We start from the raw sequence: 25185 nt of genomic DNA on the forward strand, positions 1-25185 counted from the left end.
CCCGTGCCGTGTCCGGGGGCTGCGGGGGTGCGGGAGGGCGGAGTCGTGTCCGGGGGTGCGAGGTGCGGTGCAGGGGGCGGGGGCGCCGGGTTCCCCGCCCCCTGCCGGTTGCGTCCGGGGGCGCCGCGTCCGGGGTCGGGGCTGCGCCCGCTCCGGGGCCGCCGCCGCGGCGGGCGCACCGCCCGGGCGGTCGTGCGGCGGTCGTACGCGAAGCGCCCCGGGACGGGTGTCCCGGGGCGCTCGGCGGTGTGCGTCCGGGCGGCTGGGCCGCCCGGTGGCCTTCCCTAGTCGTTCAGGGAGTGCTCCTCGTAGGCGAGGACCTCGTGGCCGTCGTCTCCGAAGGCGAAGATCTCGAAGGTGGCGGCGGTCGGGTCGCCGTTGTCGTCGAAGTCGATGTTGCCGCTGACGCCCTGGTAGTTGATCTCCTCGCCGTCCGCGATCAGCTCGGCGCACTCACCGAAGCTGCTGCACTCGGTGCCCTCGGGGCGGCTGACGTTGGGCAGTTCGGCCACGTAGTCGGCCGCGTCGGTGCTGCCCGCGGCCTCGGCGGCCAGCGCGATGACGGTGACGCAGTCGAAGACCTGCGGGGCGAACTGGAAGACCTCCAGCTCCGGGTTGAAGGCGGCCAGCCCGTCGGCGAACTCGGCGTTGTCGGCGGAGGGGGCGACGCCGGTGATGCCGTTGACGGCGTCGGGGTCGCTCTCGTTGACGGTGGCGCCGAGTTCGGGGTCGTTGAGCCCGTCGGTGATGAAGAGCTGGTCGCCCTCGACGCCGCTCTCCAGCAGCTGGGCGATGACCTGGGCGCCCTCCTCGAAGGCGATGAGGGCGACGGCGTCGGCCTCGGCGTCGTTGACGCTGCTGACCACCGAGTCGAAGGTGGTGGCCTCGGGGTCGTAGGTCTCGCTGACCGCGACCTCGGCGCCCAGGGCCTGCAGCTCGGCCTCCAGGTTCTGGGCGTAGCCGGCGCCGTAGTCGTCGCCTCGGGCCACGACGGCGACGCTCTGGTTGCCGGCCTCGACGATCTTGCGGGCCATCACCACGGCGGAGAGGCTGTCGCTGGGAGCGGTGCGGAAGTAGTAGCCGTTGTCGTCGATGTCGCTCAGGGCCGCGGAGGTGTTGGACCCGGAGCACTGGACGATGTTGGCGCTGGTGATGGTGTCGTAGGTGGCCTGGGTCATGCCGGAGGCGGCGGCGCCGATGACGGCGTTGACCTCGTCGGCGACCAGGTTGTTGGCGGCCTGGTTGGCCTGGGCGTTGTCGCCGGCCTCGTCGCCCTCGACGATGGCGGGGACCTCGGTGCCGAGGATGCCGCCGGCGTCGTTGATCTCGGAGATGGCGTACTCGGCGGCGGTGATCTGCGGCGGGCCGAGGAAGGCGAGGTTGCCGGTCTGCGGGTAGAGGATGCCGAAGGTGAACGCCTCGCCTCCGCCCTCTCCGCCTTCGTCTCCTCCACCGTTGCCACACGCGGTAAGTCCGAGTACCAGGGCCGCGGTCGCGGCTGTGAGGCCGAGCAGCTTCTTGCTTGCCATGGTCGTGGTCCACTCCATTCAACCGGAGCACGGGCTGCATGAGGCAGGCGTGCCGAAGGTGCTTGTGCGTCCTGTATGCCCGCGTTGTGTGGCATTACTTAACCAGGAGCGTTAGCGGAGCTTAATCACGTATGTTCCCGGCGCGAAAGCTCGGTTCCGGCGTTGGTGCCGACTCGCCGTCAGGCTGTTATGGGTCCGTAGTCATCGCAGCTCGTCAGGGCTGTGGTGGTTGGACGGACATCGCTGTTTCGTGATCGCGGGGTGGCGATGTGTCGTGGTCCGCGGGCATGACGAGGCCCGGCCGTCGAGAGTCGCGGTGCCTCGTCAAGGCGTGCGGCGCCGTCGTCGGCCGGGCCCGGCGGTGTGTCACACGGCGCGTGGTCAGCTGCCGGGCATCTCCCGCAGCATGCACGTCAGCCGGGAGGTGCACACCTTCCGGTCCTGGTCGTCGGTGATGGTGATCTCCCAGGTGGCGAGGGTGCGTCCGAGGTGGACGGGAACCGCCACGCCGGTGACGTGGCCGGTGGTGGCCGAGCGGTGGTGGGTGGCGTTGATCTCGATGCCGACCGCGACGCGTTCGAACCGGGCGGCGTGGATGGTGGAGCCGATCGACCCGAGGGACTCGGCGAGGACACAGGAGGCGCCGCCGTGCAGGAGGCCGAAGGGCTGCTGGTTGCCCTCCACCGGCATCCGGCCGACCACGCGTTCGGCGGAGGCTTCGGTGACCTCGACGCCCATGCGGTCGGCGAGGGCGCCCATGGTGATGGTGCCCTCGTCGAACTGGTTGCGCAGGGACTCGATGCCTGTGGACATGGTGGTGCCTTCCGGTCCGGTGGTGCGCCCCCGTGGGGTGCTCGTGTGTGGCGCGGTCACCGTTCTCCCGGTGATGGCCACGGATTGTCTGGTCCGCATCTTAGGATTTCCCTGTGGTGACCAAGCGAGAGACCCCCGACGACAATTCCCGAGCCAGTGCCGGGGCGGAGAGCGCCTCCCCCTCCGCGGGCGGTGGTGCCCGGCCCCGCCTGCTGCTCCTGGACGGCCACTCGATGGCCTTCCGCGCGTTCTTCGCGCTTCCGGTGGACAAGTTCGGGACGAGCACCGGGCAGTCGACCAACGCCATCTATGGTTTCACGTCGATGCTGGTCAAGCTGTTGCGGGACGAGGAGCCCACGCATGTGGCGGTGGCGTGGGACCTGTCGGGCCCGACGTTCAGGCACGAGGAGTACGCCGAGTACAAGGACGGGCGGTCCGAGACGCCCGAGGGCTTCCCGTCGCAGGTGCCGCTCACCCAGGACCTCATGCGGCTGTTGGGGGTGGCGAACCTGTCGGCCCCCGGGTTCGAGGCCGACGACGTGATCGCCACCCTCGCCCACCAGGGCGGCGAGGCCGGGATGGAGGTGCTGATCGCCTCCGGTGACCGGGACGCCTTCCAGTTGGTGACGAAGGACTGCACGGTGCTGTATCCGGGCAAGAGCCTGTCGGACCTCAAGCGCATGACCCCCGAGGCGGTCGAGGAGAAGTACGCGGTCCCGCCGGAGCGGTACCGGGACCTGGCCGCCCTGGTGGGGGAGAAGGCGGACAACCTGCCGGGCGTGCCGGGGGTGGGACCCAAGACGGCCGCCAAGTGGATCGCCAAGTACGGGTCGCTGGAGGACCTGGTCACCCGTGTGGACGAGGTCACCGGGAAGGCGGGCCAGAACCTGCGCGACCACCTGGACGACGTGCTGCGCAACCAGCGGCTGAACCGGTTGGTGACCGACGTCGACCTGGGCGTGGACGTGGCCGACCTGATCCTCGGTGAGGCGGACCGCGCGGGGATCGACGCGCTCTTCGACAACCTGGAGTTCGCCTCCAACCTGCGTGAGCGCCTGTACGCGGTGATCCGCTCCGGTGAGCCGGAGGCCGGGCCCGGGGCGGCGGCGGAGGGCTTCTCCGTCGACCTGACGGTCGCCGACACGGGCACGGTGGCGGCCTGGCTGGCCCGGCACGCGGCCCCCGGGGCGCTGGCCGCGGACGCGCCCGCGGGGGTGGCGGTCGAGGGGGCCTGGGGCCGGGGGACCGGCCGGGTCGACGCCCTGGCGCTGTGCGTGCCCGGCGGCGCCGCCCTGTACGCGGACCCCTCCGTCCTGGACCCGGCCGACACCGAGGCCCTGGCGGAGTTCCTGGCCGACCGGGACCGCCCGAAGGCCGTGCACGAGGCCAAGGGGGCGCTGCTGGCGCTGGGGGCGCACGGGTGGTCCCTGGCCGGAGTGGTCAGCGACACGGCGCTGGCCGCCTACCTGGCGCAGCCGGGACAGCGCCGGTTCGACCTGGCCGACCTGTGCCACAGGTACCTGGGCCGGGAGCTGGAGGAGGACACCGACGGCGCCCAGATGACCCTGGACCTGGGGACGGGGACCGACGAGGGCGGGGGGCGCCAGCGGCTGCTGGCGGTGCGCGCGGCGGCCACCCGCGACCTGGCCGGTGTGCTGTCGGCGGAGCTGGACAAACGCGGCGGCAGCCACCTGCTGCACGAGGTCGAGCTGCCGTTGGTGGACGTGCTCGCCCGGATGGAGCGGGCGGGTATCGCCGCCGACCTGCCGTACCTGGAGGGGCTCCAGGGCGAGTTCGCGGCCTCGGCGCGCGGTGCGGTGGAGCGGGCGCACGGGATCGTGGGCCGCGAGTTCAACCTGGGCTCGCCCAAGCAGCTCCAGCAGGTCCTGTTCGAGGAGTTGGGGCTGCCCCGGACCAAGAAGATCAAGACGGGGTACACGACGGACGCGGACGCGCTGGCGTGGCTGGCGACGCAGACGGACAACGAGCTGCCCGCGGTGCTGCTGCACCACCGCGACCAGACCAAGCTGCGGACGACGGTGGAGGGGCTGATCAAGACCGTCGCCGAGGACGGCCGCATCCACACGACGTTCAACCAGACGGTGGCGGCGACCGGGCGGTTGAGCTCGACCGACCCGAACCTGCAGAACATCCCGGTGCGCACGGACGTGGGGCGGCGGATCCGGCGGGCGTTCGTGGTGGGCGGGGGTTTCGAGGAGCTGCTCACCGCCGACTACAGCCAGATCGAGCTGCGGATCATGGCGCACCTGTCGGGTGAGCGGGCGCTGATCGACGCGTTCAACAGCGGATACGACTTCCACGCGCACATGGCGGCGCAGGTGTTCGGGATCGCGGTCGAGGAGGTCGACGGCGAGGCCCGGTCGAAGATCAAGGCGATGAGCTACGGGCTCGCCTACGGGTTGAGCGCGTACGGGCTGTCGCAGCAGCTGGGGATCACGCCGGACGAGGCCAAGAAGCTGATGGAGGACTACTTCGAGCGGTTCGGCGGGGTGCGCGACTACCTGCGCTCGGTGGTGGACGACGCCCGCCGGGCCGGGTACACGGAGACGATCCTGGGGCGGCGCCGGTACCTGCCGGACCTGACCAGTGACAACCGCCAGCGGCGCGAGATGGCGGAGCGGATGGCGCTCAACGCCCCGATCCAGGGGTCGGCGGCCGACATCATCAAGGTGGCGATGCTCCAGGTGGACGCGGCGCTGACCGAGGGCGGGTTCGCGTCGAGGGTCCTGCTCCAGGTGCACGACGAACTCGTGGTGGAGGTCGCGCCGGGCGAGCGTGAACGGGTGGAAAACCTCGTGACGCACGAGATGGGCACCGCGTACGATCTGCGTGTCCCGCTGGCGGTGTCGGTCGGCAGCGGGCAGAACTGGCACGACGCCGCGCACTAGGGCCGCGGCTCCGCGGCGGCGATGATGGTTGTGGGAGGTGGGAACGGTGGCGGACACGGAAGGATCCTCCGTGACGGGCGGGTTGACCGTGGGTTCGGTCACCGTTCCCGCCGACGCCCTGGTGTGGCGGTTCTCCCGCTCCTCGGGGCCGGGCGGCCAGCACGTCAACACGTCGGACACGCGGGTGTCGCTGTCGCTGGACGTCGCCTCGTGCCGGGCACTCGGGGAGACGCGCCGCCGGCGTGCCCTGGAGCGGTTGGAGGGGCGCCTGGTCGACGGTGTGCTGACGGTGTCGGCGCAGACGCACCGGTCCCAGACGCGCAACCGGGCCGAGGCGCGGGAGCGGATGGCCGCCCTGTTGGCCGAGGCCACGGCCCCGCCCGCGCGCGGGCGGCGGGCGACGCGGCCCAGCCGGGCCTCCCGCCAGCGGAGGCTGGACGCCAAACGGCGGCGCGGGGACGTGAAGCGTTCGCGGTCGCGTCCCACGTGGGACTGAGGGACACGGGGCCGGGGAACCCGTCGGGTGACGACGGGGACCCGAGGCCCGTTTCCGGGAATTTTCCCGGTGCCCGGCGCTACGCTCCGCCACGGTGCCGTGTCGCTGGCGCACCCCCTCGGACATGGGGCGGCGTGTAGTTGATCTTGACCGCCATGCTCGGGTAAATTGCGGCCAACGTGACCTTCGTCGGGTTGGCGGCCCTGGGTTCCGATTGACCAGGACGCCCATGTCTCATATTCTGGCCAGAGCGTTGTGGGTTCGTGCGGGCGTCTGTCGTCCCCGGTTCGGGGTTCGGTGATCGCACCGCTTCGGTCAACACTCTGGACCCGGCGGCCCGCGGACACGGATGGCTTCACCTTCCGTGACCGGGGTTCTCACTTCTGGACGACGGATCGACGGGCTCGAACCCCTGGCGTGCCCATTTTCTGAACCTGTCCGTATCCGGAGTCCACCCACAAATGACGAGCAGCACCGAGGCCACCTCGACACCCCAGGTAGCGGTCAACGACATCGGGTCCGAGGAAGCCTTCCTCGCGGCGATCGACGAGACCATCAAGTACTTCAACGACGGTGACATTGTCGAGGGCACCATCGTGAAGGTCGATCGAGACGAGGTCTTGCTCGACATCGGCTACAAGACCGAGGGTGTGATCCCCTCCCGTGAGCTGTCGATCAAGCACGACGTCGACCCCGGTGAGGTCGTCGCCGTCGGCGATCAGGTCGAGGCCCTGGTCCTCCAGAAGGAGGACAAGGAAGGCCGCCTGATCCTGTCCAAGAAGCGCGCCCAGTACGAGCGCGCCTGGGGCACGATCGAGAAGATCAAGGAGGAGGACGGCGTCGTCACCGGCACCGTCATCGAGGTCGTCAAGGGTGGTCTCATCCTCGACATCGGCCTGCGCGGCTTCCTGCCCGCCTCCCTGGTCGAGATGCGCCGTGTCCGCGACCTGCAGCCCTACGTCGGCCGCGAGCTCGAGGCCAAGATCATCGAGCTGGACAAGAACCGCAACAACGTGGTCCTGTCCCGTCGCGCCTGGCTGGAGCAGACGCAGTCCGAGGTGCGTCAGACCTTCCTCAACACCCTCCAGAAGGGTCAGATCCGCAAGGGCGTCGTCTCCTCGATCGTCAACTTCGGTGCCTTCGTGGACCTGGGCGGCGTCGACGGCCTGGTGCACGTCTCCGAGCTGTCCTGGAAGCACATCGACCACCCCAGCGAGGTCGTCGAGGTCGGCCAGGAGGTCACCGTCGAGGTCCTCGACGTGGACATGGAGCGCGAGCGCGTCTCCCTGTCGCTCAAGGCGACCCAGGAAGACCCGTGGCAGCAGTTCGCCCGGACCCACCAGATCGGCCAGGTCGTTCCCGGCAAGGTCACCAAGCTGGTTCCGTTCGGTGCGTTCGTGCGCGTCGAGGAGGGCATCGAGGGCCTGGTCCACATCTCCGAGCTGGCCGAGCGCCACGTCGAGGTGCCCGAGCAGGTCGTCCAGGTCGGCACCGAGATCTTCGTCAAGATCATCGACATCGACCTCGACCGCCGCCGCATCAGCCTCTCGCTGAAGCAGGCCAACGAGGCCGTCGAGCCGGGCCAGGAGGAGTTCGACCCGACCCTCTACGGCATGGCCGCCGAGTACGACGAGCAGGGCAACTACAAGTACCCCGAGGGCTTCGACGCCGAGAGCGGCGAGTGGCTCGAGGGCTTCGAGGCCCAGCGGGACGAGTGGGAGCGCAGCTACGCCGAGGCGCAGGCTCGCTTCGAGGCGCACCGCAAGCAGGTCGAGGAGGCGCGTGCGGCCGAGGCCGACGCCGCCAACGCCCCGGCCGAGGAGGCCGAGGAGGAGTACACCGGTGGTGGCCAGGGCGGCACCACGTCCGGTGGCGAGTCCACCAGCGGTGCCCTGGCTTCGGACGAGGCGCTGGCCGCGCTGCGTGAGAAGCTCGCCGGCGGCGAGGCCTGAGCAGGTCGCAGTACGTAGGTAGGTTCGTGAGGATCCTCGTCTGAGGTCCTGACAGCCCTGAGGGGCCGTTCCCGCACGCGGGGGCGGCCCCTTGCCGTTCCCGTCCGGTCCCACCGGCCGGGACGCGCGGGGCGGTCCGTTGTCCACACCCCCGGCCGCGACCGGGTGGGCATCGGCGGGCCCCGGGCCCCGGGGTGCGCGAGGCGGGTCCGAGCCGCGGGCGGGAGCGCTTCTGTGGAAGACTCGCTCCACGAGGAGGCGACGTGTTCGACATCCACCCGGCCACCCCCGCTGACGCGGGGGAGCTCCTGACGCTCCAGCGCGCGGCGTTCGTCGACGAGGCGCAGGCCTACGGGGACCCGTTCATCCTGCCGCTGACCGAGGGGCTGGACCGGATCGACCGGCTCCTGAGGGACGAGGACGTGCTCGTGCTCAAGGCGGTGTGCGGGGCCAGGATCGTCGGGGCCGTGCGGGCGAGTACGGCCGGTGCGCACGGGGTGATCGGCCGCCTGGCCGTCGCTCCCGACCAGCGCCGCCGCGGGATCGCCCGGGCCCTGCTGGCCGCGGTGGAGGAGGGGCTGCGGGACCGCCGTCCCGGGCTGACCGCCCTGACGCTGTTCACCGGGGCGCAGAGTGCCGAGCAGCAGCGCCTGTACCGTGAGCGCGGCTACTCCGAGACGCACCGCGAGCGTGTCGCCGACCATCTGGTCATGGTGCACATGCGCAAGGAGTTGGCGTCGGTCGGCGTGCCCTAGTGTCGGTGGCATGTTGACAGTGGGACTGACCGGGGGGATCGGCTCCGGTAAGAGCGCGGTATCGGCGGAACTGGCGCGTCTGGGTGCGACGGTCGTCGACGCCGACGCGATCGCGCGCGAGGTGGTCGAGCCCGGCACGGACGGGCTGGCCGAGGTCGTCGCCGAGTTCGGCGAGGAGGTGCTCGCCCCGGACGGGCGCCTGGACCGGGCCAGACTCGGGGAGATCGTCTTCGCCGACGAGGATCGGCTGGCCAGGCTGAACGCGATCGTGCACCCGCGGGTGGGGGAGCGCAGCGCTGAGCTGATGGAGCGGGCGCGGGCGGCCGGTGTGCGGGTGGTCGTCTACGACGTCCCCCTCCTGGTCGAGAACGGCCTGGGGTCGCTGTACGACGTGGTGGTCGTGGTGGACACCCCCGACCAGACGCGTGTGGAGCGGGTGGCCACCGACCGGGGTATGCCCCGTGAGCAGGTGTGGGCGCGGATCCGGGCGCAGGCGGACCGGCGGACCCGGTTGGCCGCGGCGGATCTGGTGGTGGACAACTCGGGCACGCGGGAGGAGTTGGTGGCGCGGGTCGCCGAGGTGTGGAGGGAGTTGCGGGCCCGGGATGTCGGCGGTGGTCGGTAGCGTGGGACGGACAGGCCTGCGGTGAGGAGTGCGACGTGCGACCGGTCAGCGACATCAAGCGCAGTGAGGCGCCGTTCGAGGTCGTCTCGGACATGACCCCGGCGGGTGACCAGCCGGGGGCGATCGACGAGATCACGCGGCGGGTGGAGTCGGGTGACGCGCACACCGTCCTGCTGGGGGCGACGGGTACGGGCAAGACGGCGACCGTGGCGTGGACGGTGGAGCGGCTCCAGCGGCCCACCCTGGTGATGCAGCCGAACAAGACGCTGGCGGCGCAGTTCGCGAACGAGTTGCGGCAGATGCTTCCCCACAACGCGGTCGAGTACTTCGTCTCGTACTACGACTACTACCAGCCCGAGGCGTACGTGCCGCAGAGCGACACCTACATCGAGAAGGACTCGTCGATCAACGACGAGGTGGAGCGGCTGCGGCACTCGGCGACCAACTCGCTGCTCACGCGCAGGGACACGATCGTGGTGGCGTCGGTCTCGTGCATCTACGGCCTGGGCACTCCGCAGGAGTACGTGGACCGGATGGCCCAGTTGTCGGTGGGGATGGAGGTGGACCGCGACGAGCTGCTGCGCCGGTTGGTGGAGATGCAGTACTCGCGCAACGACACGGCGTTCACCCGGGGCACGTTCCGGGTGCGCGGGGACACCATCGAGATCATCCCCGTCTATGAGGAGCTGGCCATCCGCATCGAGATGTTCGGTGACGAGGTGGAGCGGTTGATGACCCTGCACCCGTTGACCGGCGAGGTGCTGGGTGAGAGCCGGGAGATGTTCATCTTCCCGGCGTCGCACTATGTCTCCGGTGAGGAGCGCACCGAGCGCGCGATCGTCTCGATCGAGGCCGAGCTGGGGGAGCGGCTGGCCGAGCTGGAGGGCCAGGGCAAGCTGTTGGAGGCGCAGCGGCTGCGGATGCGCACCACACATGACCTGGAGATGATGCGCCAGCTGGGAACGTGTTCGGGGATCGAGAACTACTCGCTGCACTTCGACGGCCGCGAGCCGGGCAGCCCGCCCAACACGTTGCTCGACTATTTTCCTGAGGACTTCCTGCTGGTGCTGGACGAGTCGCACGTGACGGTGCCGCAGATCGGCGCCATGTACGAGGGTGACGCGGCGCGCAAGCGCACGTTGGTCGAGCACGGGTTCAGGTTGCCGTCGGCGCTGGACAACCGCCCGCTGAAGTGGGAGGAGTTCACCGAGCGGATCGGGCAGTCGGTGTACCTGTCGGCGACGCCGGGCCGGTACGAGCTGCGCCAGAGCGGCGGTGACGTGGTGGAGCAGGTCATCCGCCCGACGGGTCTGGTCGACCCGCAGGTGCTGGTCAAGCCGACCGACGGGCAGATCGACGACCTGGTGCACGAGATCCGGGTGCGTACCGAGCGCCGGGAACGGGTCCTGGTCACGACGCTGACCAAGAAAATGGCCGAGGACCTGACCGACTACTTCGCGGAGCTGGGGATCCGGGTGCGTTACCTGCACAGCGAGGTGGACACGCTGCGGCGGGTGGAGCTGCTGCGTGAGCTGCGTGTGGGCGAGTTCGACGTGCTGGTGGGCATCAACCTGCTGCGGGAGGGCCTGGACCTGCCGGAGGTGTCGCTGGTGGCGATCCTGGACGCGGACAAGGAGGGGTTCCTGCGGTCGGAGACCTCCCTGATCCAGACGATCGGGCGTGCCGCGCGCAACGTCGCGGGCCAGGTGCACATGTACGCGGACAACGTGACCGACTCGATGCGGGCGGCGATCGACGAGACCAACCGTCGCCGGGACAAGCAGTTGGCCTACAACGCCGAGCACGGTATCGACCCCACCCCGCTGCGCAAGCAGATCGCGGACATCCTCGACTCGTTGAACAGGGAGGACGTCGACACTGAGGAGCTCATGGCGACGGGGTACCGTAAGGGCGAGACGGCTCCGGTGCCCGCGCTGGGTGAGCGTGCGGTGGACGCGAAGAGCATGCCGCGCGCGGAGTTGGCCGGACTGATCGACCAACTGGGCGCCCAGATGCACCAGGCCGCGACCGACCTCCAGTTCGAGCTGGCGGCCCGGTTGCGGGACGAGATCAAGGAACTCAAGCGTGAGCTTCGCGGCATGGACGAGGCCGGGGTGAAGTGACGGCGGGCCGTGCGGCGCGGGCTTTTCGCGGCGTCTCGGCCGCTCGTTAGGTCTCGAATCAGGAACGTTCGTACAACGAACAGGTCGCGTGGTTACCTTCGCGTGACATACCCTTGGGGTCGCCCAAGGTTATGTCGTACATTCCGGATATCCGGTCGCGGGGGAGTCCATGAAGGTTCAGCTGTTGGCGACGACGGGTGTCCTCCTCGTCGGGACGTCCTTCCTGGTCGGCGGTTGCGCCCTGGCCCGGGACGGGGTCACCGTTCCCCCGGGTGTGCGGACCGGGGCCGATCCCTCCTCCGGGCCCGTCAGTGACGAGGACACGCTGGTGGTCGCCGACGACGGCGCCGAGGTCCGCCAGGACTGCGCCCACCGTGAGATCGTGGTCAGCGCCGACGACGCCGTCGTCGTCCTGGACGGCTCGTGTGGCCTGGTCAAGGCCACCGGCCGGGGGACCACCGTGGACGTGGGCTCGGCCGAGCGGATCGTTCTGGTGGGGGTGGACAACACGATCTCCTTCGCCGTCGGGGAGCCCGAGGTGATCAACCACGGGCGCAACACCTCGGTCGTCGAGGGCGGGGTGGCCGACGCGGAGGCGGTCTCCGTGTCCGCGGATTGACCGCCCTGACACCCGTCGGCGACCCTCGATCCGTTACGGTGGTGCGCGTCCGTGCCCGCACGAGAGGCGGTGCGTGGGCGACGGGCCGGACGGGTACACCCGAGCGGAGTGAATTCTCGGCGTCCGTTGGCCGTCCGGCGTTCCCGGACGCCGGACGGGGCGGTACGGTCGACCGATCGGTTAGAGGACGTGCGACCCGGCCCGTCAGGGAGTGCACCGGGCGAGAGAGACCCGCTAGGGGAGGGGTGGATGAGCGGATATGTGGCGCGGGTGCGGCACGACGAGTCGCCCGGGGGCGATCTCGGACTGGACCCGCTGGTACGGTCCGCCGTACAGCGTTGGACCGCGGCCGACCCGCTCCTGCCCGAACCCGTGGGCTTCGCCCCCGGATCCTCTCCGCTCGTGACGGTCAGCGACGAGGACGGCAACACCGTGGCGGCCGGGAGCATGCACTACACCTGGTACCAGCCCGGCGAGGTCGGTCGGATCTGGGGCGTGCCCGACCAGCACTGGCTCACCCCCATCGTCGGCGGTCCCGACCCCGGCCGTGCCCTGGACTCCCTCCTCAGCAGTTGGCGGGACCAACTGGAGGAGCTGCCGACCGGCACCGGTTCGGAGTCGGCCGCCCTGGTCAGCTGGCCCGCCCGTGACGTGTGCGGGATCATTCCGCTCCAGCGGCACGGCCTCCAGCCCTACACGGTCCTGGCCGCCCGCCAGCGCCGCCGGGGCGTACCTCCGTCGCTGCCCCCGCGCGACGTGACCATCCGGCTGGCCGACCGCAGCGACCTCACCCAGGTCGTCACCCTCCTGATGGAGGAGCACCGCTACGAACAGCACTTCGGCGGGGTGTTCCTGCAACCGGACACCGCCGAGCAGACCCGCAAGGTCGCCGCGCGGGCGCTGAACCGGTCCCGTTCGTGGATCTGGCTGGCGGAGCGGCGCGGACGTGCCGTGGGCCTGTTGTGGGTGTCGCCCCCGGAGCGGTCGCGGTGGGCCAAGTCCCTGGTCAACGCGCGCCCGATCGCGCACATCGGCTACGGCGTGGTGACCGAGGCCGAGCGCGGCAACGGCATCGGTACCGCCCTGGTCGGCCAGGCCCACCAGGCTCTGGACAGCCACGGCGTGGGCGTGTCCGTCCTCAACTACGCGGCGATGAACCCGCTGTCGGGTCCGTTCTGGCACCGGATGGGGTACCGCCCGGTGTGGACGACCTGGGAGGTTCGGCCGGCCCTGGCGCTGCGCTGAGCGGTGGCGGAGGTCACCCCCGGTTCGGCCCTGGCCCGGGCCCCTCCGTTAGCCTGGCCGCAGGACGCGACGGGGCGTGGAAGAGGTGGACCGATGGCCGTGGACGAGCGCGGGCCCGAGGGCGCGGAGCACGTGGAGATCGTCGAGGTGGGGCCGCGTGACGGCCTCCAGAACGAGGACACCGTGCTGTCGGTCCAGGACCGGATCGAACTGATCGACCGGGCGGTGGACGCCGGGGTGCGGCGGATCGAGGCGGTCAGCTTCGTCAACCCGAAACGGGTGCCGCAGATGGCGGGGGCCGAGGAGGTCATGGCGGGTGTGCGCCGTGCGCCGGGGGTGTCCCACATCGGTCTGGTGCTCAACCGGCGCGGCCTGGAGCGCGCGGTGGCCGCGAAGGTGTCGGAGGTCAACGTGGCGGTGCCCGCCACGGATGGGTTCTGCACGCGCAACCAGGGGTGCACGGTCGACGAGATGCTGGCCGTGCTGGCCGCGATCGACGCCGACCTGGCCGGGACGGGCATCCCGCTGAGTGTGACGGTCTCGACGGCGTTCGGCTGCCCGTTCGACGGTGAGGTCGCCGCCGGGCGGGTCGTGGAGGTGGTGCGGCGGATCGCCGACACCGGCGCGGTGGAGATCGCGCTGGCCGACACGATCGGGGTGGGTGTGCCGCGCCAGGTGACCGAACTGCTGCGCGCGGTCGGCCCGGTCGCGGACGGGCGGACGCTGCGCTGCCACTTCCACAACACCCGTAACACCGGCTACGCGAACGCGCTCGCGGCGGTGGACGAGGGGGTGCGTGTGCTCGACTCCAGCCTGGGCGGCTTCGGCGGCTGCCCGTTCGCGCCCGCGGCGACCGGCAACATCGCCACCGAGGATCTGCTGTACATGCTGCACCGCAGCGGGCTGCGCACGGGCGTGGACCTGGCGGAGGCGGCGGCGCTGGGCGACTGGATGGGTGAGCGCCTGGGGAAGCGCCCGCCGGCCTATCTGGGGCGTGCCGGGGGGTTTCCCGCCTGAGGGCGTCCGCACGGGTGTGGTGTCGGTCGCGGACCGGGGCCGCGCCGGAGGGGGCGCAAACGCCCGGAACCGCGCGGGGGCGGCGGATCGGTCCAGGTCGGAGGCGGAACACCGGAGCGGTGACCAGCGTTCCCAGGTGTAGGTGCACGGGGGGCCTGTTATCCTGGTGCCCCGTGGAGTCCGACGGATCTGGCGAGGAGTCTTCCGCCCGGCACCGGACCGCCGCACGGCCGCTCAGTTCGTCCGAGCCCGCCGTAGCCACTCAACCCACGGGAGCATCACTTTGGCATCCGCCGCGAGTACCAAGCACATTTTCGTTACTGGCGGCGTCGCCTCCAGTCTTGGCAAGGGCCTGACCGCCTCCAGCCTGGGCCGACTCCTGAAGTCGCGTGGTCTGCGGGTCACCATGCAGAAGCTGGACCCCTACCTCAACGTCGACCCGGGGACGATGAACCCCTTCCAGCACGGTGAGGTCTTCGTCACCGACGACGGCGCCGAGACCGACCTGGACGTCGGCCACTACGAGCGGTTCCTGGACACCGAGCTGTCCGCCTCGGCCAACGTCACCACCGGCCAGATCTACTCCAGCGTCATCGCCAAGGAGCGCCAGGGCGCCTACCTCGGTGACACCGTGCAGGTCATCCCGCACATCACCAACGAGATCAAGTCGCGCATCTACGCGATGGACGCGCCCGACGTCGACATCGTCATCACCGAGATCGGCGGCACGGTCGGTGACATCGAGTCGCAGCCGTTCCTGGAGGCGGTCCGCCAGATCCGCCACGAGATCGGCCGGGACAACTGCTTCTTCCTGCACGTCTCCCTGATCCCGTTCCTGGGCCCGTCCGGGGAGATGAAGACCAAGCCGACCCAGCACTCGGTGGCCGCGCTGCGCAGCATCGGCATCCAGCCCGACGCGATCGTGTGCCGTTCGGACCGGCCCATCACCCAGAGCCTCAAGTCCAAGATCAGCCTCATGTGCGACGTGGACGAGGCCGGTGTGGTCTCCACCCCCGACGCCCCCTCGATCTACGACATCCCCAAGGTCCTGCACCGCGAGGGCCTGGACGCCTACGTCGTCCGCCGCCTGGGCATGCCCTTCCGCGACGTGGACTGGACCGAGTGGGACGAGCTGCTGCGCCGCGTGCACCAGCCCGACCACGAGGTCACCATCGCCATGGTCGGCAAGTACATCGACCTGCCCGACGCCTACCTGTCGGTCAGCGAGGCCCTGCGCGCGGGCGGCTTCGCCACCAACACCCACGTCAACATCCGCTGGGTCGCCAGCGACAACTGCGCCAGCCCCTCCGGCGCCGCCGCCGAGCTCGACGGTGCGGACGGCATCCTCATCCCCGGCGGCTTCGGTGTACGCGGTATCGAGGGCAAGCTCGGCGCCATCCGCTACGCGCGGGAGAACCGGATCCCCCTGCTGGGCATCTGCCTGGGGCTCCAGGGGCTGGTCATCGAGTACGCCCGGAACGTGCTCGGCCTGGAGGGAGCCAACAGCACCGAGTTCGACGACAAGGCCGTCGACCCGGTCATCGCGACCATGGCCGACCAGACCGACGTCGTCGCCGGCGAGCGCGACATGGGCGGCACCATGCGGCTGGGCATGTACCCGGCCGATCTGGGCGAGGGCACCCTGGTGCGCGAACTCTACGACGGTGAGCAGCGGGTCTCCGAGCGGCACCGCCACCGCTTCGAGGTCAACAACGCCTACCGGGTCAAGTTGGAGGAGGCGGGCCTGGTGTTCTCCGGGCTGTCCCCCGATGGCAAGCTGGTGGAGTACGTCGAACTGCCCCGGGACGCGCACCCGTTCTTCGTCGCCACGCAGGCGCACCCGGAGCTGCGTTCCCGTCCGACCAAGGCGCACCCGCTCTTCCGCGGTCTGATCTCCGCCTCCCTGGAGGGGCAGCAGAGGGGCTGAGCCCTGGGCCGGGTGGGGCACGAGCCTGAGAGGCGAGCACATGGCCAGTGACACCCACCCGGCACACGTGTCGACGGGGGCGGACGCGAGAGTCGCGGACGCCCCCGCGTCGTGGCCGGTGGAGCGTTCCCAGGAGCGCTTCCGCGGCGCCAAGTGCGGTATGCGCACGGACTGGGTGCGGATGCCCGCCGCCGACGGGGCGGGCACCGCCGTGGCGGCCCGCGACTACATGGAGCACCCGGGGGCCGCCGCCGTCGTGGTGCTGGACGGGGACGGGCGGGTGCTGCTCCAGCGCCAGTACCGCCACGCCACGGGTCACCTGATGTGGGAGCTGCCCGCCGGGTTGATCGACGTGGAGGGGGAGGGGCCGCTGGCCACGGCCCGGCGCGAACTGGTCGAGGAGGCGGGGCTGCGCGCCGAGGAGTGGTACGAGCTGCCCGACTTCTTCCCCAGTCCCGGCTTCTCCGCCGAGCGGATCTGGCTGTTCCTGGCCCGGGTCCTGTCGGAGGTGCCCGCCGACGAGATCGACTTCGTCCGCGAGCACGAGGAGGCCGACCTGACCGCGGAGTGGGTCCCCCTGGCGGAGGCGGTGGAGCTCGTCATGGGCGGCGCCCTGCACAACGGGGCGACCGTCATCGGTGTCCTCGCCGCCCACGCGGCCGTCCGGGACGGTTTCCCGTCCCTGCGCCGCGTCCGTTGACCGCGGGCGGCGACGCGTCCTCCGCCGCCGGGGCCACCGACCCGTTGGCGCGTGCCCGTGCGGCCTTCCTGGACCACCTGTCCGCCGAGCGGGCGCTGGCGGACAACACCCTGCTGGCCTACCGTCGCGATCTGGCCCGCTACACCGACCACCTGTCCGCGCTGGGCGTCGCGGATCTCTCCGGCGTCGGACCGGTACAGGTGGCCGGGTTCCTCCGTGCCCTGCGCGAGGGGGACGACGAGCACCGCCCGCTCGGCGCCGCGTCCGCCGGGCGGGCGCTGGCCGCCGTGCGCGGGCTGCACCGGTTCGCGGTGCGCGAGGGGTGGACGCGGACCGATCCGGCGGCGGAGGTCGCCCCGCCCGCCCCTCCGATGCGGCTGCCCAAGGCGGTGTCCCTGGAGTCGGTGGAGCGGCTCCTGGCCGCGGCCGGCCCGGCCGGGGCCGCGGCGTCCGGTGACCGCGCGGCCCTGCTCGCGTTGCGTGACCGTGCCCTGCTGGAGGTGCTCTACGGGACGGGGGCGCGGATCTCCGAGGCGGTGGGACTGGACGTGGACGATGTCGTCGACGCCGTGGACGGGGACGACGCTGTCGGGCTGGTGCGCTTCCGGGGCAAGGGTGGGCGCGAGCGGGTGGTGCCGCTCGGTTCGTACGCGCGTCGCGCGCTGGGCGCCTACCTGGTGCGGGCCCGACCGGCCCTGGCGGCCTCGGGCAGGGGGGATGCCGCGCCGGAGGCGTCGGGTGGGGGAGGGGCGGGCGCGCTTCTCCTCAACGCCCGCGGCGGCCGTCTGACCCGGCAGGGCGGCTGGGCGGTGCTCAGCGCGGTCGCGGAGCGGGCGGGGCTCGACGGAGTCTCCCCGCACACGCTGCGGCACTCCTTCGCCACCCACCTGCTGGACGGCGGTGCCGACATCCGGGTCGTGCAGGAGTTGCTGGGGCACAGTTCGGTCACCACCACCCAGATCTACACGTTGGTGACCGTGGACCGTCTGCGCGAGGTGTACGCGTCCAGCCATCCCCGGGCACGGCGCTGACCCGGTGCGGAGGGCGCCGGTGCCGCGCGGCCGGTGCCGTCGGCGGAGCGCGGCGACCGGGTTTCTTCGATTGGTTCGTGTTGAAGTGCGTCGTGTCGTCGTTCTAGAGTCGCCGCACAGAGGTACGTTGCTGTCGACATATTGAGTTTCCGACGGCGGCCGGGCACAGGGGAGCAACGCCCCTCGGGCCGTGGCCGGTCCGTGGGGGAGGTCAAGGGTTGTGAACTGGTCGGAGAACGACGCGGATGCGAACGCCGCACCCGTCGGTGGGCAGGGTCCCGCCGGCCCGGTGAGCAACCCCTGGGGGACGACACGCAACACGGGGGCGGAACTGCACACCAAGAGACCGGAGTACCAGTTTCCGGTGCCGGAGCCGTTGGACGAACACGGTCCGGCACGAATTGTAGCACTCTGTAACCAGAAGGGTGGGGTCGGTAAGACCACCACCACCATCAACCTCGGGGCGGCCATCGCCGAGTTCGGCAGACGGGTGCTGCTGGTCGACTTCGACCCGCAGGGCGCGCTCTCCGTCGGCCTGGGCAGGCTCGACCCGCGCGAGCTGGACCTGACCGTCTACAACCTGCTGATGCAGCGGGACGTCTCGGTCGAGGACGTCCTGCTCAAGACCGACATCGACGGCCTGGACCTCATTCCGAGCAACATCGACCTGTCCGCGGCCGAGGTCCAGCTGGTCGGCGAGGTCGCCCGCGAGCAGATGCTCGCGCGGGCGCTGCGCCCGGTGATCAACGACTACGACGTCGTGCTCATCGACTGCCAGCCGTCGCTGGGCCTGCTCACCGTCAACGCGCTCACCGCCGCGGACGGGGTCATCGTGCCCCTGGAGTGCGAGTTCTTCGCGCTGCGCGGCGTGGCGCTGCTCATGGACACCATCCAGAAGGTTCAGGAGCGCCTCAACGAGCGCCTGGTCATCGACGGTTTCCTGGGCACCATGTACGACCCGCGCACCCTGCACGCGCGCGAGGTGCTGTCCACCATCGTCGAGGGTTTCGGCGACAAGGTCTACGGGACGGTCATCAACCGGACCGTGCGCTTCCCGGACGCCACGGTCGCGGGGGAGCCCATCACGAGGTTCGACTCCTCCTCGGCGGGCGCCAACGCCTACCGGGAACTGGCCAAGGAGGTGCTGGCGAGGTGGCCTCTCAGCGGTCACGGCGTGTGACCCTGCCCGGGGCGGACGAACTGTTCTTCCGCCCCTCCGGCCCCGAACCGGAGCCGGACGAGCCGACCGGACGCCAGCGCACGGCACCCGAGCGCGAGACCCGGGCCGACGGTTCCGAACACGGCACCCGGGGCGGGCGTGGCACCTCGGGGGGCGCCGCCGGAGCGCGTCGTGCTCCCAGACCGAGCGGTCGCCAGCGTCACGACGAGAAGATCACCGTGTACGTCTCGGGAGCGGAACTGCTGGCCCTGGAGCAGACGCGGTTGTCGCTGCGGGCCGAGCACGGGCTGTCGACCGACCGGGGCCGCCTCGTCCGTGAGGCCGTCGCGGTGCTGCTGGCCGACTTCGAGGAGCACGGTCCGTCCAGCATGCTGGTGCGGCGGCTCAGCGAGGACTGACCGTCGGGACCGGTGCAGGGGGAGCACCGGGCCCGACGTGGCGAGGGTGTCACCGGCGGGGCCTGGCCGGTGACACCCTTGTGTGCATGAGTGAGACGACGTGGAGCCGCCCCCATGGCGGCTGATCAGGAGGCGCAGCCGCCCCCGGAGGAGAACGGCGAGGGTGACCCGAACGCCTTCCAGGTGCACCTCGACAACTTCGAGGGCCCCTTCGACCTGCTGCTGGCGCTGATCTCCAAGCACAAGCTCGACATCACCGAGGTGGCGCTGTCGAAGGTCACGGACGAGTTCATCGCCCACATCCGCGAGCACGGCGAGGCGTGGGACCTGGACCAGGCCAGCAACTTCCTGCTGGTCGCGGCGACCCTGCTGGACCTGAAGGCGGCCCGGCTCCTGCCCCGGGGCGACGTGGAGGACGAGGCCGACCTCGCCCTCCTGGAGGCCCGGGACCTCCTGTTCGCGCGGCTGCTGCAGTACCGCGCCTACAAGGAGGTCGCGGCGGTCATGAGCACCCGGCTGGCGTCGCAGGGCCGTAGGTACGCGCGCGCGGTGCCGCTGGAGGAGCGGTTCGCGGCGCTGCGGCCGGACGTGCTGTTCCGGTTGGGCCCGCAGGAGTTCGCGGCACTGGCGGGACGGGTGTTCACCCCCAAGGAACCGCCGAGTGTGCCGGTCACCCACATCCACCAGACCAAGACGTCGGTCAAGGAGCAGGGCGAGCTCGTCGTGGCGGCGCTGCGTGAACACGGGACGCTCACGTTCGTCGAACTCACCGAGGGGTGTACCGGTACCTTCGAGGTCGTCGCGCGGTTCCTCGCACTGCTGGAGCTGTACCGGGCCTCGAACGTGGGCTTCGACCAGCCGGAGCCGCTGGGTTCGCTGACGGTGACGTGGACGGGCGGCGAGGGCGAGGTCCGGGTGGAGACCGACTACGACGACGCCGCGGACGAGGGGGGACGGGAATGAGCGCAGAGCGCACGGCCGGTGTGGGGGATGTCTCGGTGCCGTCCACGCTGCGCCGCGACCTGGAGGCGGTGCTCATGGTGGTGGACCAGCCGGTCACCGAGTACGACCTGGCGCGTGCCCTGGACGTGCCCCTGGAGGCGGTCGCCCGGACGCTGGAGGAGCTGTCCGGGGAATACACCGAGCAGGGTCGCGGTTTCGATCTGCGTGCGGTGGCCGACGGGTGGCGCGTGTACACGCGGCCCGAGTGCGCCGACGTCGTCGAGCACTTCCTCAGGGAGGGGCAGGAGGTCCGCCTCACGCAGGCCGCCCTGGAGACGATGGCGGTGGTGGCCTACCGCCAGCCGGTCTCCCGCGGCAGGGTCTCCGCCGTCCGCGGTGTCAACTGCGACGGAGTTATGCGTACCCTCGTACTGAGGGGGCTGATCGAAGAGGCCGGACACGACTCCGAATCCGGCGCACTGCTGTATCGGACCACCTCCTATTTCCTGGAACGGCTGGGCCTGCGCGGCCTCGACGAGCTGCCTGATCTGGCGCCGTTCCTCCCCGACGACATCGAAGGTCTAGACGACACCGGTGAGCACACCCAATGACAGTTCCCGCGGTGCGCGGGACCACGCCCCGCGCGGTGAGCGCGGCGACAACAACGACAACCGCCGACGGGGCGGACGAGACTTCCACGGCCGGGACGGCCGTGACCGGCGCGACCGCGACGACCGGCCCTTCCGGCGTGAGGACCGCGACCGCGGTGGTTTCCGCGGCCGGGACGACCGTCGGCCGCAGGGTCGGGACGACCGTGACCGCGGTGGGTACCGGGGCCGGGACGACCGTGACCGTTCCTTCGGTCGGGACGACCGCCGCGGCGGTTTCCGTGACGACCGGGGGGAGCGGCGTCCGTACGGTCGCGATGACCGTGACCGCCGCGACCGGGGTTCGCGCGAGGACCGCGGGGGCTTTCGGGGTGACCGTGACTTCCGCGGCCGGGACGACCGCCGTTCGTTCGGTCGGGACGACCGTCGGCCGCAGGGTCGGGACGACCGTGACCGCGGTGGGTACCGGGGCCGGGACGACCGTGACCGTTCCTTCGGTCGGGACGACCGCCGCGGCGGTTTCCGTGACGACCGGGGGGAGCGGCGTCCGTACGGTCGGGACGACCGTGACCGCCGCGACCGGGGTTCGCGCGAGGATCGCGGGGGCTTTCGGGGTGACCGTGACTTCCGCGGCCGGGACGACCGCCGACCGCACGGCCGGGACGACCGCCGTGGTGGGGGCCCGCGTGAGGACCGTGACCGCGGCGGCTACCGGGGTGAGCGCGACCGCGGTGGGTACCGGGGCCGGGACGACCGTGACCGCTCCTTCGGTCGGGACGACCGTGACCGCCGCGACCGCGGCCCGCGTGAGGACCGCGGCGACCGGCGTCCGTACGGTCGCGACGACCGCCGTTCCCACGGCGGTGACCGAGACCGGCGCGGCGGTGCCCGCCAGGACCGCGGCGGCCGCGGCCCCGCCTCCGGGAGCCGGGACGCGGACCGGTCCGCTGGTGTCCGGAGCGAGTCGCAGCTGTCGAAGGCCGCGCGCGAACGGCTCAACGCCCTGCGCGCCGACTACGACCCCAAGGACGAGGACCGCCACACCGGTGAGGAGCGCGACACCTACGCCGACGTGTCCGGTGGTATCCGCCTGCAGAAGGCGCTGGCCGCCGCGGGTGTGGCCAGCCGCCGCGCCAGCGAGGAGATGATCGCCGCCGGACGCGTGAGCGTCGACGGTCAGGTCGTCCGCCGCTTCGGTGCCCGGGTCGACCCCGAGGCCTCCGAGATCCGCGTCGACGGCATGCGCGTCGTCACGGCCCCCGACAAGCTGTACTTCGCGCTCAACAAGCCGCGCGGCGTGGTCAGCACCATGTGGGACCCCGAGGGCCGCCCGACCCTGGCCGACTACACCGGCCAGACCGACGAGCGGATCTTCCACGTGGGTCGGCTGGACACCGAGACCGAGGGTCTCATCCTGCTCACCAACGACGGAGAGCTCGCCAACCGGCTCACGCACCCGCGCTACAAGGTCGTCAAGACCTACATCGCCAAGGTGCCGGGCCCGGTCCCGCACAGCGTGGTGCGCGAGATCCGCAAGGGAGTCGAGCTGGAGGACGGCCCGGTCGAGGTCGACTCCTTCCGGATCGTCGACAACGACGCCCCCCGGGCCCTGGTGGAGATCCGCCTGCACGAGGGGCGCAAGCACATCGTCCGCCGCCTGATGGAGGCCGTGGGCCACCCGGTCGCGGACCTGGCGCGCACCCAGGTCGGACCGATCGACCTCAACGCCCTCAAGCTGGGTACCATGCGGTCGCTGACGTCCCGTGAGGTGAGTGAACTCTACTCGGCCGCGGGCCTGTAGATACAGTTGACGGCGGTCGTCACCCGGGCTCCCGGTCCGGGCGGCGGCCGCCGCCCTCTCGTCCGGGAGGGCGGCCCGGGGTACGACGACGAGACGGGAACGAACGTGGCGGTACGGGCCATCCGTGGTGCGGTGCAGGTCGACGCGGACGAACGTGAGCAGGTACTGGAGGCCACAGCGGAGCTGGTCTCCGAGGTGGTGCGGCGCAACGGTCTGGAGCCCGACGACGTCATCAGCGTCCTGTTCACGGCGACACCGGACCTGAACAGCGAGTTCCCCGCGCTGGCCGCGCGCCGGATCGGTTTCTCCGACGTCCCGCTGATGTGCGCGACCGAGATCGACGTCCCACACGCCCTTCCGCGCGTGGTCCGGCTCATGGCCCACGTGGAGACCGACCTCCCCCGTTCCGAGGTCCAGCACGTCTACCTGCGCGGAGCCCAGGCGTTGCGCCTGGACATCGCGCAGTAGACGACAGGTGCTCCCGCCGGCGGGGTCGTAGGCTGGTGTGGACGGCAACGTGTGAGGGACGGGAAGAGCAGTGGGTGAGAGCTGGGGCGGAGCCGGACACCGGCCCGTCGTACGCCGGGTCACGGTGATCGGCACCGGACTCATCGGGACCTCCGTGGCGCTGGCGCTGCGCGCCCGTGACGTGGACGTCCACCTGTCCGACCCGGACGCCGCCTCCCTGCGCCTGGCCTGTGAGCTGGGTGCCGGTCGGCCGCTCGGCGAGTCGGACGGGCGGCCCGCCGACGTGGCGGTGATCGCCGCTCCGCCCGCCCTGGTCCCGGACGTCCTGCGTGACGCGCAGGACCGGGGGTTGGCGCACGTCTACACCGACGCCGCGAGTGTGAAGTCCAGCGTGCTCGCCGGGGCGGACCGGCTCGGCTGTGACATGGCCACCTTCGTGCCCGGCCACCCCATGGGCGGCCGTGAGAAGCACGGTCCCGGGGCGGCCCGCGCGGACCTGTTCCTGGGCCGGTCCTGGGCGCTGTGCCCCACGGGCAAGGCCGACACCGAGACCGTCGCCACCGTCGCCGAGCTGGCGCGGATGTGCGGTGCGGTCCCCCGGGTCCTGGACGCCGCCGCGCACGACCGTGCCGTGGCGCTGGTCTCGCACGTTCCGCACGTGGCCTCCTCCGCGGTGGCCGCCCGCCTGCTGGGCGCGGACGAGGCGGCTCTGGCCCTGGCGGGGCAGGGGGTGCGCGACGTGACCCGGGTGGCCGGGGGAGACCCGGCCATGTGGACCGAGATCCTCACCCACAACGCGGTACCCGTGGCGGAGGTCCTGTCGGCCGTGGCCGCCGACCTGGCCGCCACGGCCGAGGCCCTGCGCAGGTTCGGCGCGGACCCCGAGGCCCGGCCGGAGGAGACGCTGGCTCCGGTGCGTGACGTGCTGCTGCGGGGGCGCGGTGGTCAGGGGAGCCTTCCCGGCAAGCACGGGTCGGTGCGGCGGCCCGCCTACACGGTCGTGCCCGTGGTCATCCCGGACGAGCCGGGGGCGCTGGGCCGCCTGTTCGCCGCGGCCGCCGAGGCCGGGGTCAACATCGAGGACGTGCGGATCGAGCACACCCCGGGGCTGCCGCTGGGCGTGTGCGAGCTGTACGTGCTGCCCGAGGGCGAGCAGACGCTCGTCCGGGCGCTGGCCGACGGCGGATGGTCGGTCCACCCCGGCCGGTGATCCGGGTCCCGAACGGCTCCGCGCGTACCGGACCGCGTCCGCGCGCGGGTACGCTGGGGCGTCGGCAGAAGTGAACGTATGCGGGAGTCAGGGCCAGTGAGCGCGCAGGGCAGCACCGAGGGCATCGTCGTCGCGATCGACGGCCCCTCCGGGTCGGGCAAGTCGAGCACGTCCAAGGGTGTGGCCAGGGCACGCGACCTGCGGTACCTCGACACGGGCGCCATGTACCGGGCGCTGACGTGGTGGATGCTGGACAGGGGCGTGGACGTGCACGACGCCGCCGCCGTGGCCGCGGCCGTGGAGCGCCCCGAGATCACGATGGGCACCGACCCCTCGGCCCCCACCGTGGCGGTGGACGGCCGCGACGTGGCCGCCGAGATCCGGGGCAGTGACGTCACCGGCAACGTGTCGGCCGTCTCCGCCGTACCCGAGGCGCGTGAACTGCTCGTGCGCACCCAGCGCGAGATCATCGCGGCGGCCAGGGCCCAGAGCGCGGGCATCGTGGTGGAGGGGCGCGACATCACGACCGTGGTCGCGCCGGACGCCCCGGTCAAGCTCTACCTGACCGCCAGCGCCGAGGCGCGCGCCCAGCGGCGCAGCAAGGAGGTCCGGACCAGTGACGTCGCCGGGACCCAGGCCGACCTGGCCCGCCGCGACCGACTGGACTCCAGCCGGGCGCACTCGCCGCTGACGCGGACCGAGTCGGCGACCGAGCTCGACACCACGGGTCTGACCCTGGACGAGGTCGTGGCCCTGGTCGTCAAGCTCGTCGACCAGGCCCGGGAGCAGTAGGCCGGGCCGAGACCATCCGCGGGTTCCCGTGCCGGGCACCCGCGC

At 71.5% G+C, this 25185-nt stretch carries 22 protein-coding genes; 20 read left to right on the forward strand and 2 right to left on the reverse strand.

The genetic code is table 11. From position 1 onward, the window contains the following. Positions 1-284: 284 nt before the first annotated feature. A complete protein-coding gene (locus ACTVAJ_RS02235) occupies positions 285-1529 on the reverse strand; it encodes an ABC transporter substrate-binding protein (protein WP_470386319.1) in 1245 nt (414 codons plus the stop codon). 381 nt (positions 1530-1910) lie between these two features. Next, positions 1911-2342 carry a PaaI family thioesterase gene (locus tag ACTVAJ_RS02240; protein ID WP_470386320.1) on the reverse strand — a complete coding sequence of 144 codons (432 nt, stop codon included), beginning with the start codon at positions 2340-2342 and terminating at the stop codon, positions 1911-1913. A gap of 113 nt (positions 2343-2455) precedes the next feature. On the opposite strand from ACTVAJ_RS02240, the gene polA reads away from it, so the two are divergent. From polA to cmk, 20 genes are all read left to right on the forward strand, one after another. Then, the gene (polA, locus tag ACTVAJ_RS02245; RefSeq protein ID WP_470386321.1) at positions 2456-5251 is read left to right on the forward strand and encodes a DNA polymerase I; all 2796 of its coding nucleotides are present in this window, start codon (positions 2456-2458) and stop codon (positions 5249-5251) included. Between the two features lie 70 nt (positions 5252-5321). Next, positions 5322-5747 (forward strand): alternative ribosome rescue aminoacyl-tRNA hydrolase ArfB, encoded by a 426-nt coding sequence (gene arfB, locus ACTVAJ_RS02250; protein WP_470386322.1) that lies wholly within the window; start codon positions 5322-5324, stop codon positions 5745-5747. Between the two features lie 461 nt (positions 5748-6208). Then, complete coding sequence (gene rpsA, locus ACTVAJ_RS02255; RefSeq protein WP_470386323.1) at positions 6209-7699, forward strand: 30S ribosomal protein S1; 1491 nt, start codon at positions 6209-6211, stop codon at positions 7697-7699. Positions 7700-7962: 263 nt separating this feature from the next. Next, on the forward strand, positions 7963-8454 hold the full coding sequence (locus ACTVAJ_RS02260; protein WP_470386324.1) for a GNAT family N-acetyltransferase: 492 nt from the start codon (positions 7963-7965) through the stop codon (positions 8452-8454). Between the two features lie 10 nt (positions 8455-8464). Then, entirely contained in the window at positions 8465-9079 is a 615-nt protein-coding gene (coaE, locus tag ACTVAJ_RS02265; RefSeq protein ID WP_470386325.1) for a dephospho-CoA kinase, read from the forward strand. A gap of 35 nt (positions 9080-9114) precedes the next feature. Then, positions 9115-11202: an excinuclease ABC subunit UvrB gene (gene uvrB / locus ACTVAJ_RS02270; RefSeq protein ID WP_470386326.1), complete on the forward strand. Its 2088-nt coding sequence runs from the start codon at positions 9115-9117 to the stop codon at positions 11200-11202. Between the two features lie 169 nt (positions 11203-11371). Continuing rightward, on the forward strand, positions 11372-11821 hold the full coding sequence (locus ACTVAJ_RS02275) for a DUF3060 domain-containing protein (protein WP_470386327.1): 450 nt from the start codon (positions 11372-11374) through the stop codon (positions 11819-11821). A 249-nt stretch (positions 11822-12070) separates the two neighbouring features. Further along, positions 12071-13066 carry a GNAT family N-acetyltransferase gene (locus ACTVAJ_RS02280; RefSeq protein WP_470386328.1) on the forward strand — a complete coding sequence of 332 codons (996 nt, stop codon included), beginning with the start codon at positions 12071-12073 and terminating at the stop codon, positions 13064-13066. 93 nt (positions 13067-13159) lie between these two features. Beyond that, the gene (locus ACTVAJ_RS02285) at positions 13160-14083 is read left to right on the forward strand and encodes a hydroxymethylglutaryl-CoA lyase (protein WP_470386329.1); all 924 of its coding nucleotides are present in this window, start codon (positions 13160-13162) and stop codon (positions 14081-14083) included. 283 nt (positions 14084-14366) lie between these two features. Then, complete coding sequence (locus ACTVAJ_RS02290; protein ID WP_470386330.1) at positions 14367-16010, forward strand: CTP synthase; 1644 nt, start codon at positions 14367-14369, stop codon at positions 16008-16010. Between the two features lie 40 nt (positions 16011-16050). After that, the gene (locus ACTVAJ_RS02295) at positions 16051-16710 is read left to right on the forward strand and encodes an NUDIX domain-containing protein (protein ID WP_470386331.1); all 660 of its coding nucleotides are present in this window, start codon (positions 16051-16053) and stop codon (positions 16708-16710) included. Beyond that, positions 16707-17741, forward strand: a complete 1035-nt coding sequence (locus tag ACTVAJ_RS02300) for a tyrosine recombinase (RefSeq protein WP_470386332.1) — start codon at positions 16707-16709, stop codon at positions 17739-17741. The genes ACTVAJ_RS02295 and ACTVAJ_RS02300 overlap by 4 nt, the downstream gene beginning before the upstream one ends. 220 nt (positions 17742-17961) lie before the next feature. Next, positions 17962-18921: a ParA family protein gene (locus ACTVAJ_RS02305; protein WP_470386333.1), complete on the forward strand. Its 960-nt coding sequence runs from the start codon at positions 17962-17964 to the stop codon at positions 18919-18921. Further along, positions 18894-19319 (forward strand): hypothetical protein, encoded by a 426-nt coding sequence (locus tag ACTVAJ_RS02310; protein WP_470386334.1) that lies wholly within the window; start codon positions 18894-18896, stop codon positions 19317-19319. Before ACTVAJ_RS02305 ends, ACTVAJ_RS02310 begins: the two co-directional genes overlap by 28 nt. A 114-nt stretch (positions 19320-19433) precedes the next feature. Further along, positions 19434-20282 (forward strand): segregation and condensation protein A, encoded by an 849-nt coding sequence (locus ACTVAJ_RS02315; RefSeq protein ID WP_470386335.1) that lies wholly within the window; start codon positions 19434-19436, stop codon positions 20280-20282. Then, positions 20279-20872, forward strand: a complete 594-nt coding sequence (scpB, locus tag ACTVAJ_RS02320; RefSeq protein ID WP_470386336.1) for an SMC-Scp complex subunit ScpB — start codon at positions 20279-20281, stop codon at positions 20870-20872. Before ACTVAJ_RS02315 ends, scpB begins: the two co-directional genes overlap by 4 nt. Further along, positions 20856-22670, forward strand: a complete 1815-nt coding sequence (locus ACTVAJ_RS02325; RefSeq protein WP_470386337.1) for a pseudouridine synthase — start codon at positions 20856-20858, stop codon at positions 22668-22670. Before scpB ends, ACTVAJ_RS02325 begins: the two co-directional genes overlap by 17 nt. A 105-nt stretch (positions 22671-22775) precedes the next feature. Further along, positions 22776-23138 carry a chorismate mutase gene (gene aroH / locus ACTVAJ_RS02330; RefSeq protein WP_470386588.1) on the forward strand — a complete coding sequence of 121 codons (363 nt, stop codon included), beginning with the start codon at positions 22776-22778 and terminating at the stop codon, positions 23136-23138. 70 nt (positions 23139-23208) lie between these two features. Continuing rightward, positions 23209-24348 (forward strand): prephenate dehydrogenase, encoded by a 1140-nt coding sequence (locus ACTVAJ_RS02335; protein WP_470386338.1) that lies wholly within the window; start codon positions 23209-23211, stop codon positions 24346-24348. A gap of 96 nt (positions 24349-24444) precedes the next feature. Continuing rightward, positions 24445-25140, forward strand: a complete 696-nt coding sequence (cmk, locus tag ACTVAJ_RS02340; protein ID WP_470386339.1) for a (d)CMP kinase — start codon at positions 24445-24447, stop codon at positions 25138-25140. Positions 25141-25185 lie beyond the last annotated feature (45 nt).

The organism is Nocardiopsis sp. KDC1DS13DA1, from assembly GCF_055632325.1.

What these genes read in the sequence shown, in the direction of transcription:
- ACTVAJ_RS02235 (WP_470386319.1), bottom strand. Translation starts at nt 1,529, where the DNA reads ATGGCAAGCAAGAAGCTGCTCGGCCTCACAGCCGCGACCGCGGCCCTG.
- ACTVAJ_RS02240 (WP_470386320.1), bottom strand. Translation starts at nt 2,342, where the DNA reads ATGTCCACAGGCATCGAGTCCCTGCGCAACCAGTTCGACGAGGGCACC.
- rpsA (WP_470386323.1), top strand. Translation starts at nt 6,209, where the DNA reads ATGACGAGCAGCACCGAGGCCACCTCGACACCCCAGGTAGCGGTCAAC.
- coaE (WP_470386325.1), top strand. Translation starts at nt 8,465, where the DNA reads ATGTTGACAGTGGGACTGACCGGGGGGATCGGCTCCGGTAAGAGCGCG.
- ACTVAJ_RS02275 (WP_470386327.1), top strand. Translation starts at nt 11,372, where the DNA reads ATGAAGGTTCAGCTGTTGGCGACGACGGGTGTCCTCCTCGTCGGGACG.
- ACTVAJ_RS02280 (WP_470386328.1), top strand. Translation starts at nt 12,071, where the DNA reads ATGAGCGGATATGTGGCGCGGGTGCGGCACGACGAGTCGCCCGGGGGC.
- ACTVAJ_RS02285 (WP_470386329.1), top strand. Translation starts at nt 13,160, where the DNA reads ATGGCCGTGGACGAGCGCGGGCCCGAGGGCGCGGAGCACGTGGAGATC.
- ACTVAJ_RS02295 (WP_470386331.1), top strand. Translation starts at nt 16,051, where the DNA reads ATGGCCAGTGACACCCACCCGGCACACGTGTCGACGGGGGCGGACGCG.
- ACTVAJ_RS02315 (WP_470386335.1), top strand. Translation starts at nt 19,434, where the DNA reads ATGGCGGCTGATCAGGAGGCGCAGCCGCCCCCGGAGGAGAACGGCGAG.
- scpB (WP_470386336.1), top strand. Translation starts at nt 20,279, where the DNA reads ATGAGCGCAGAGCGCACGGCCGGTGTGGGGGATGTCTCGGTGCCGTCC.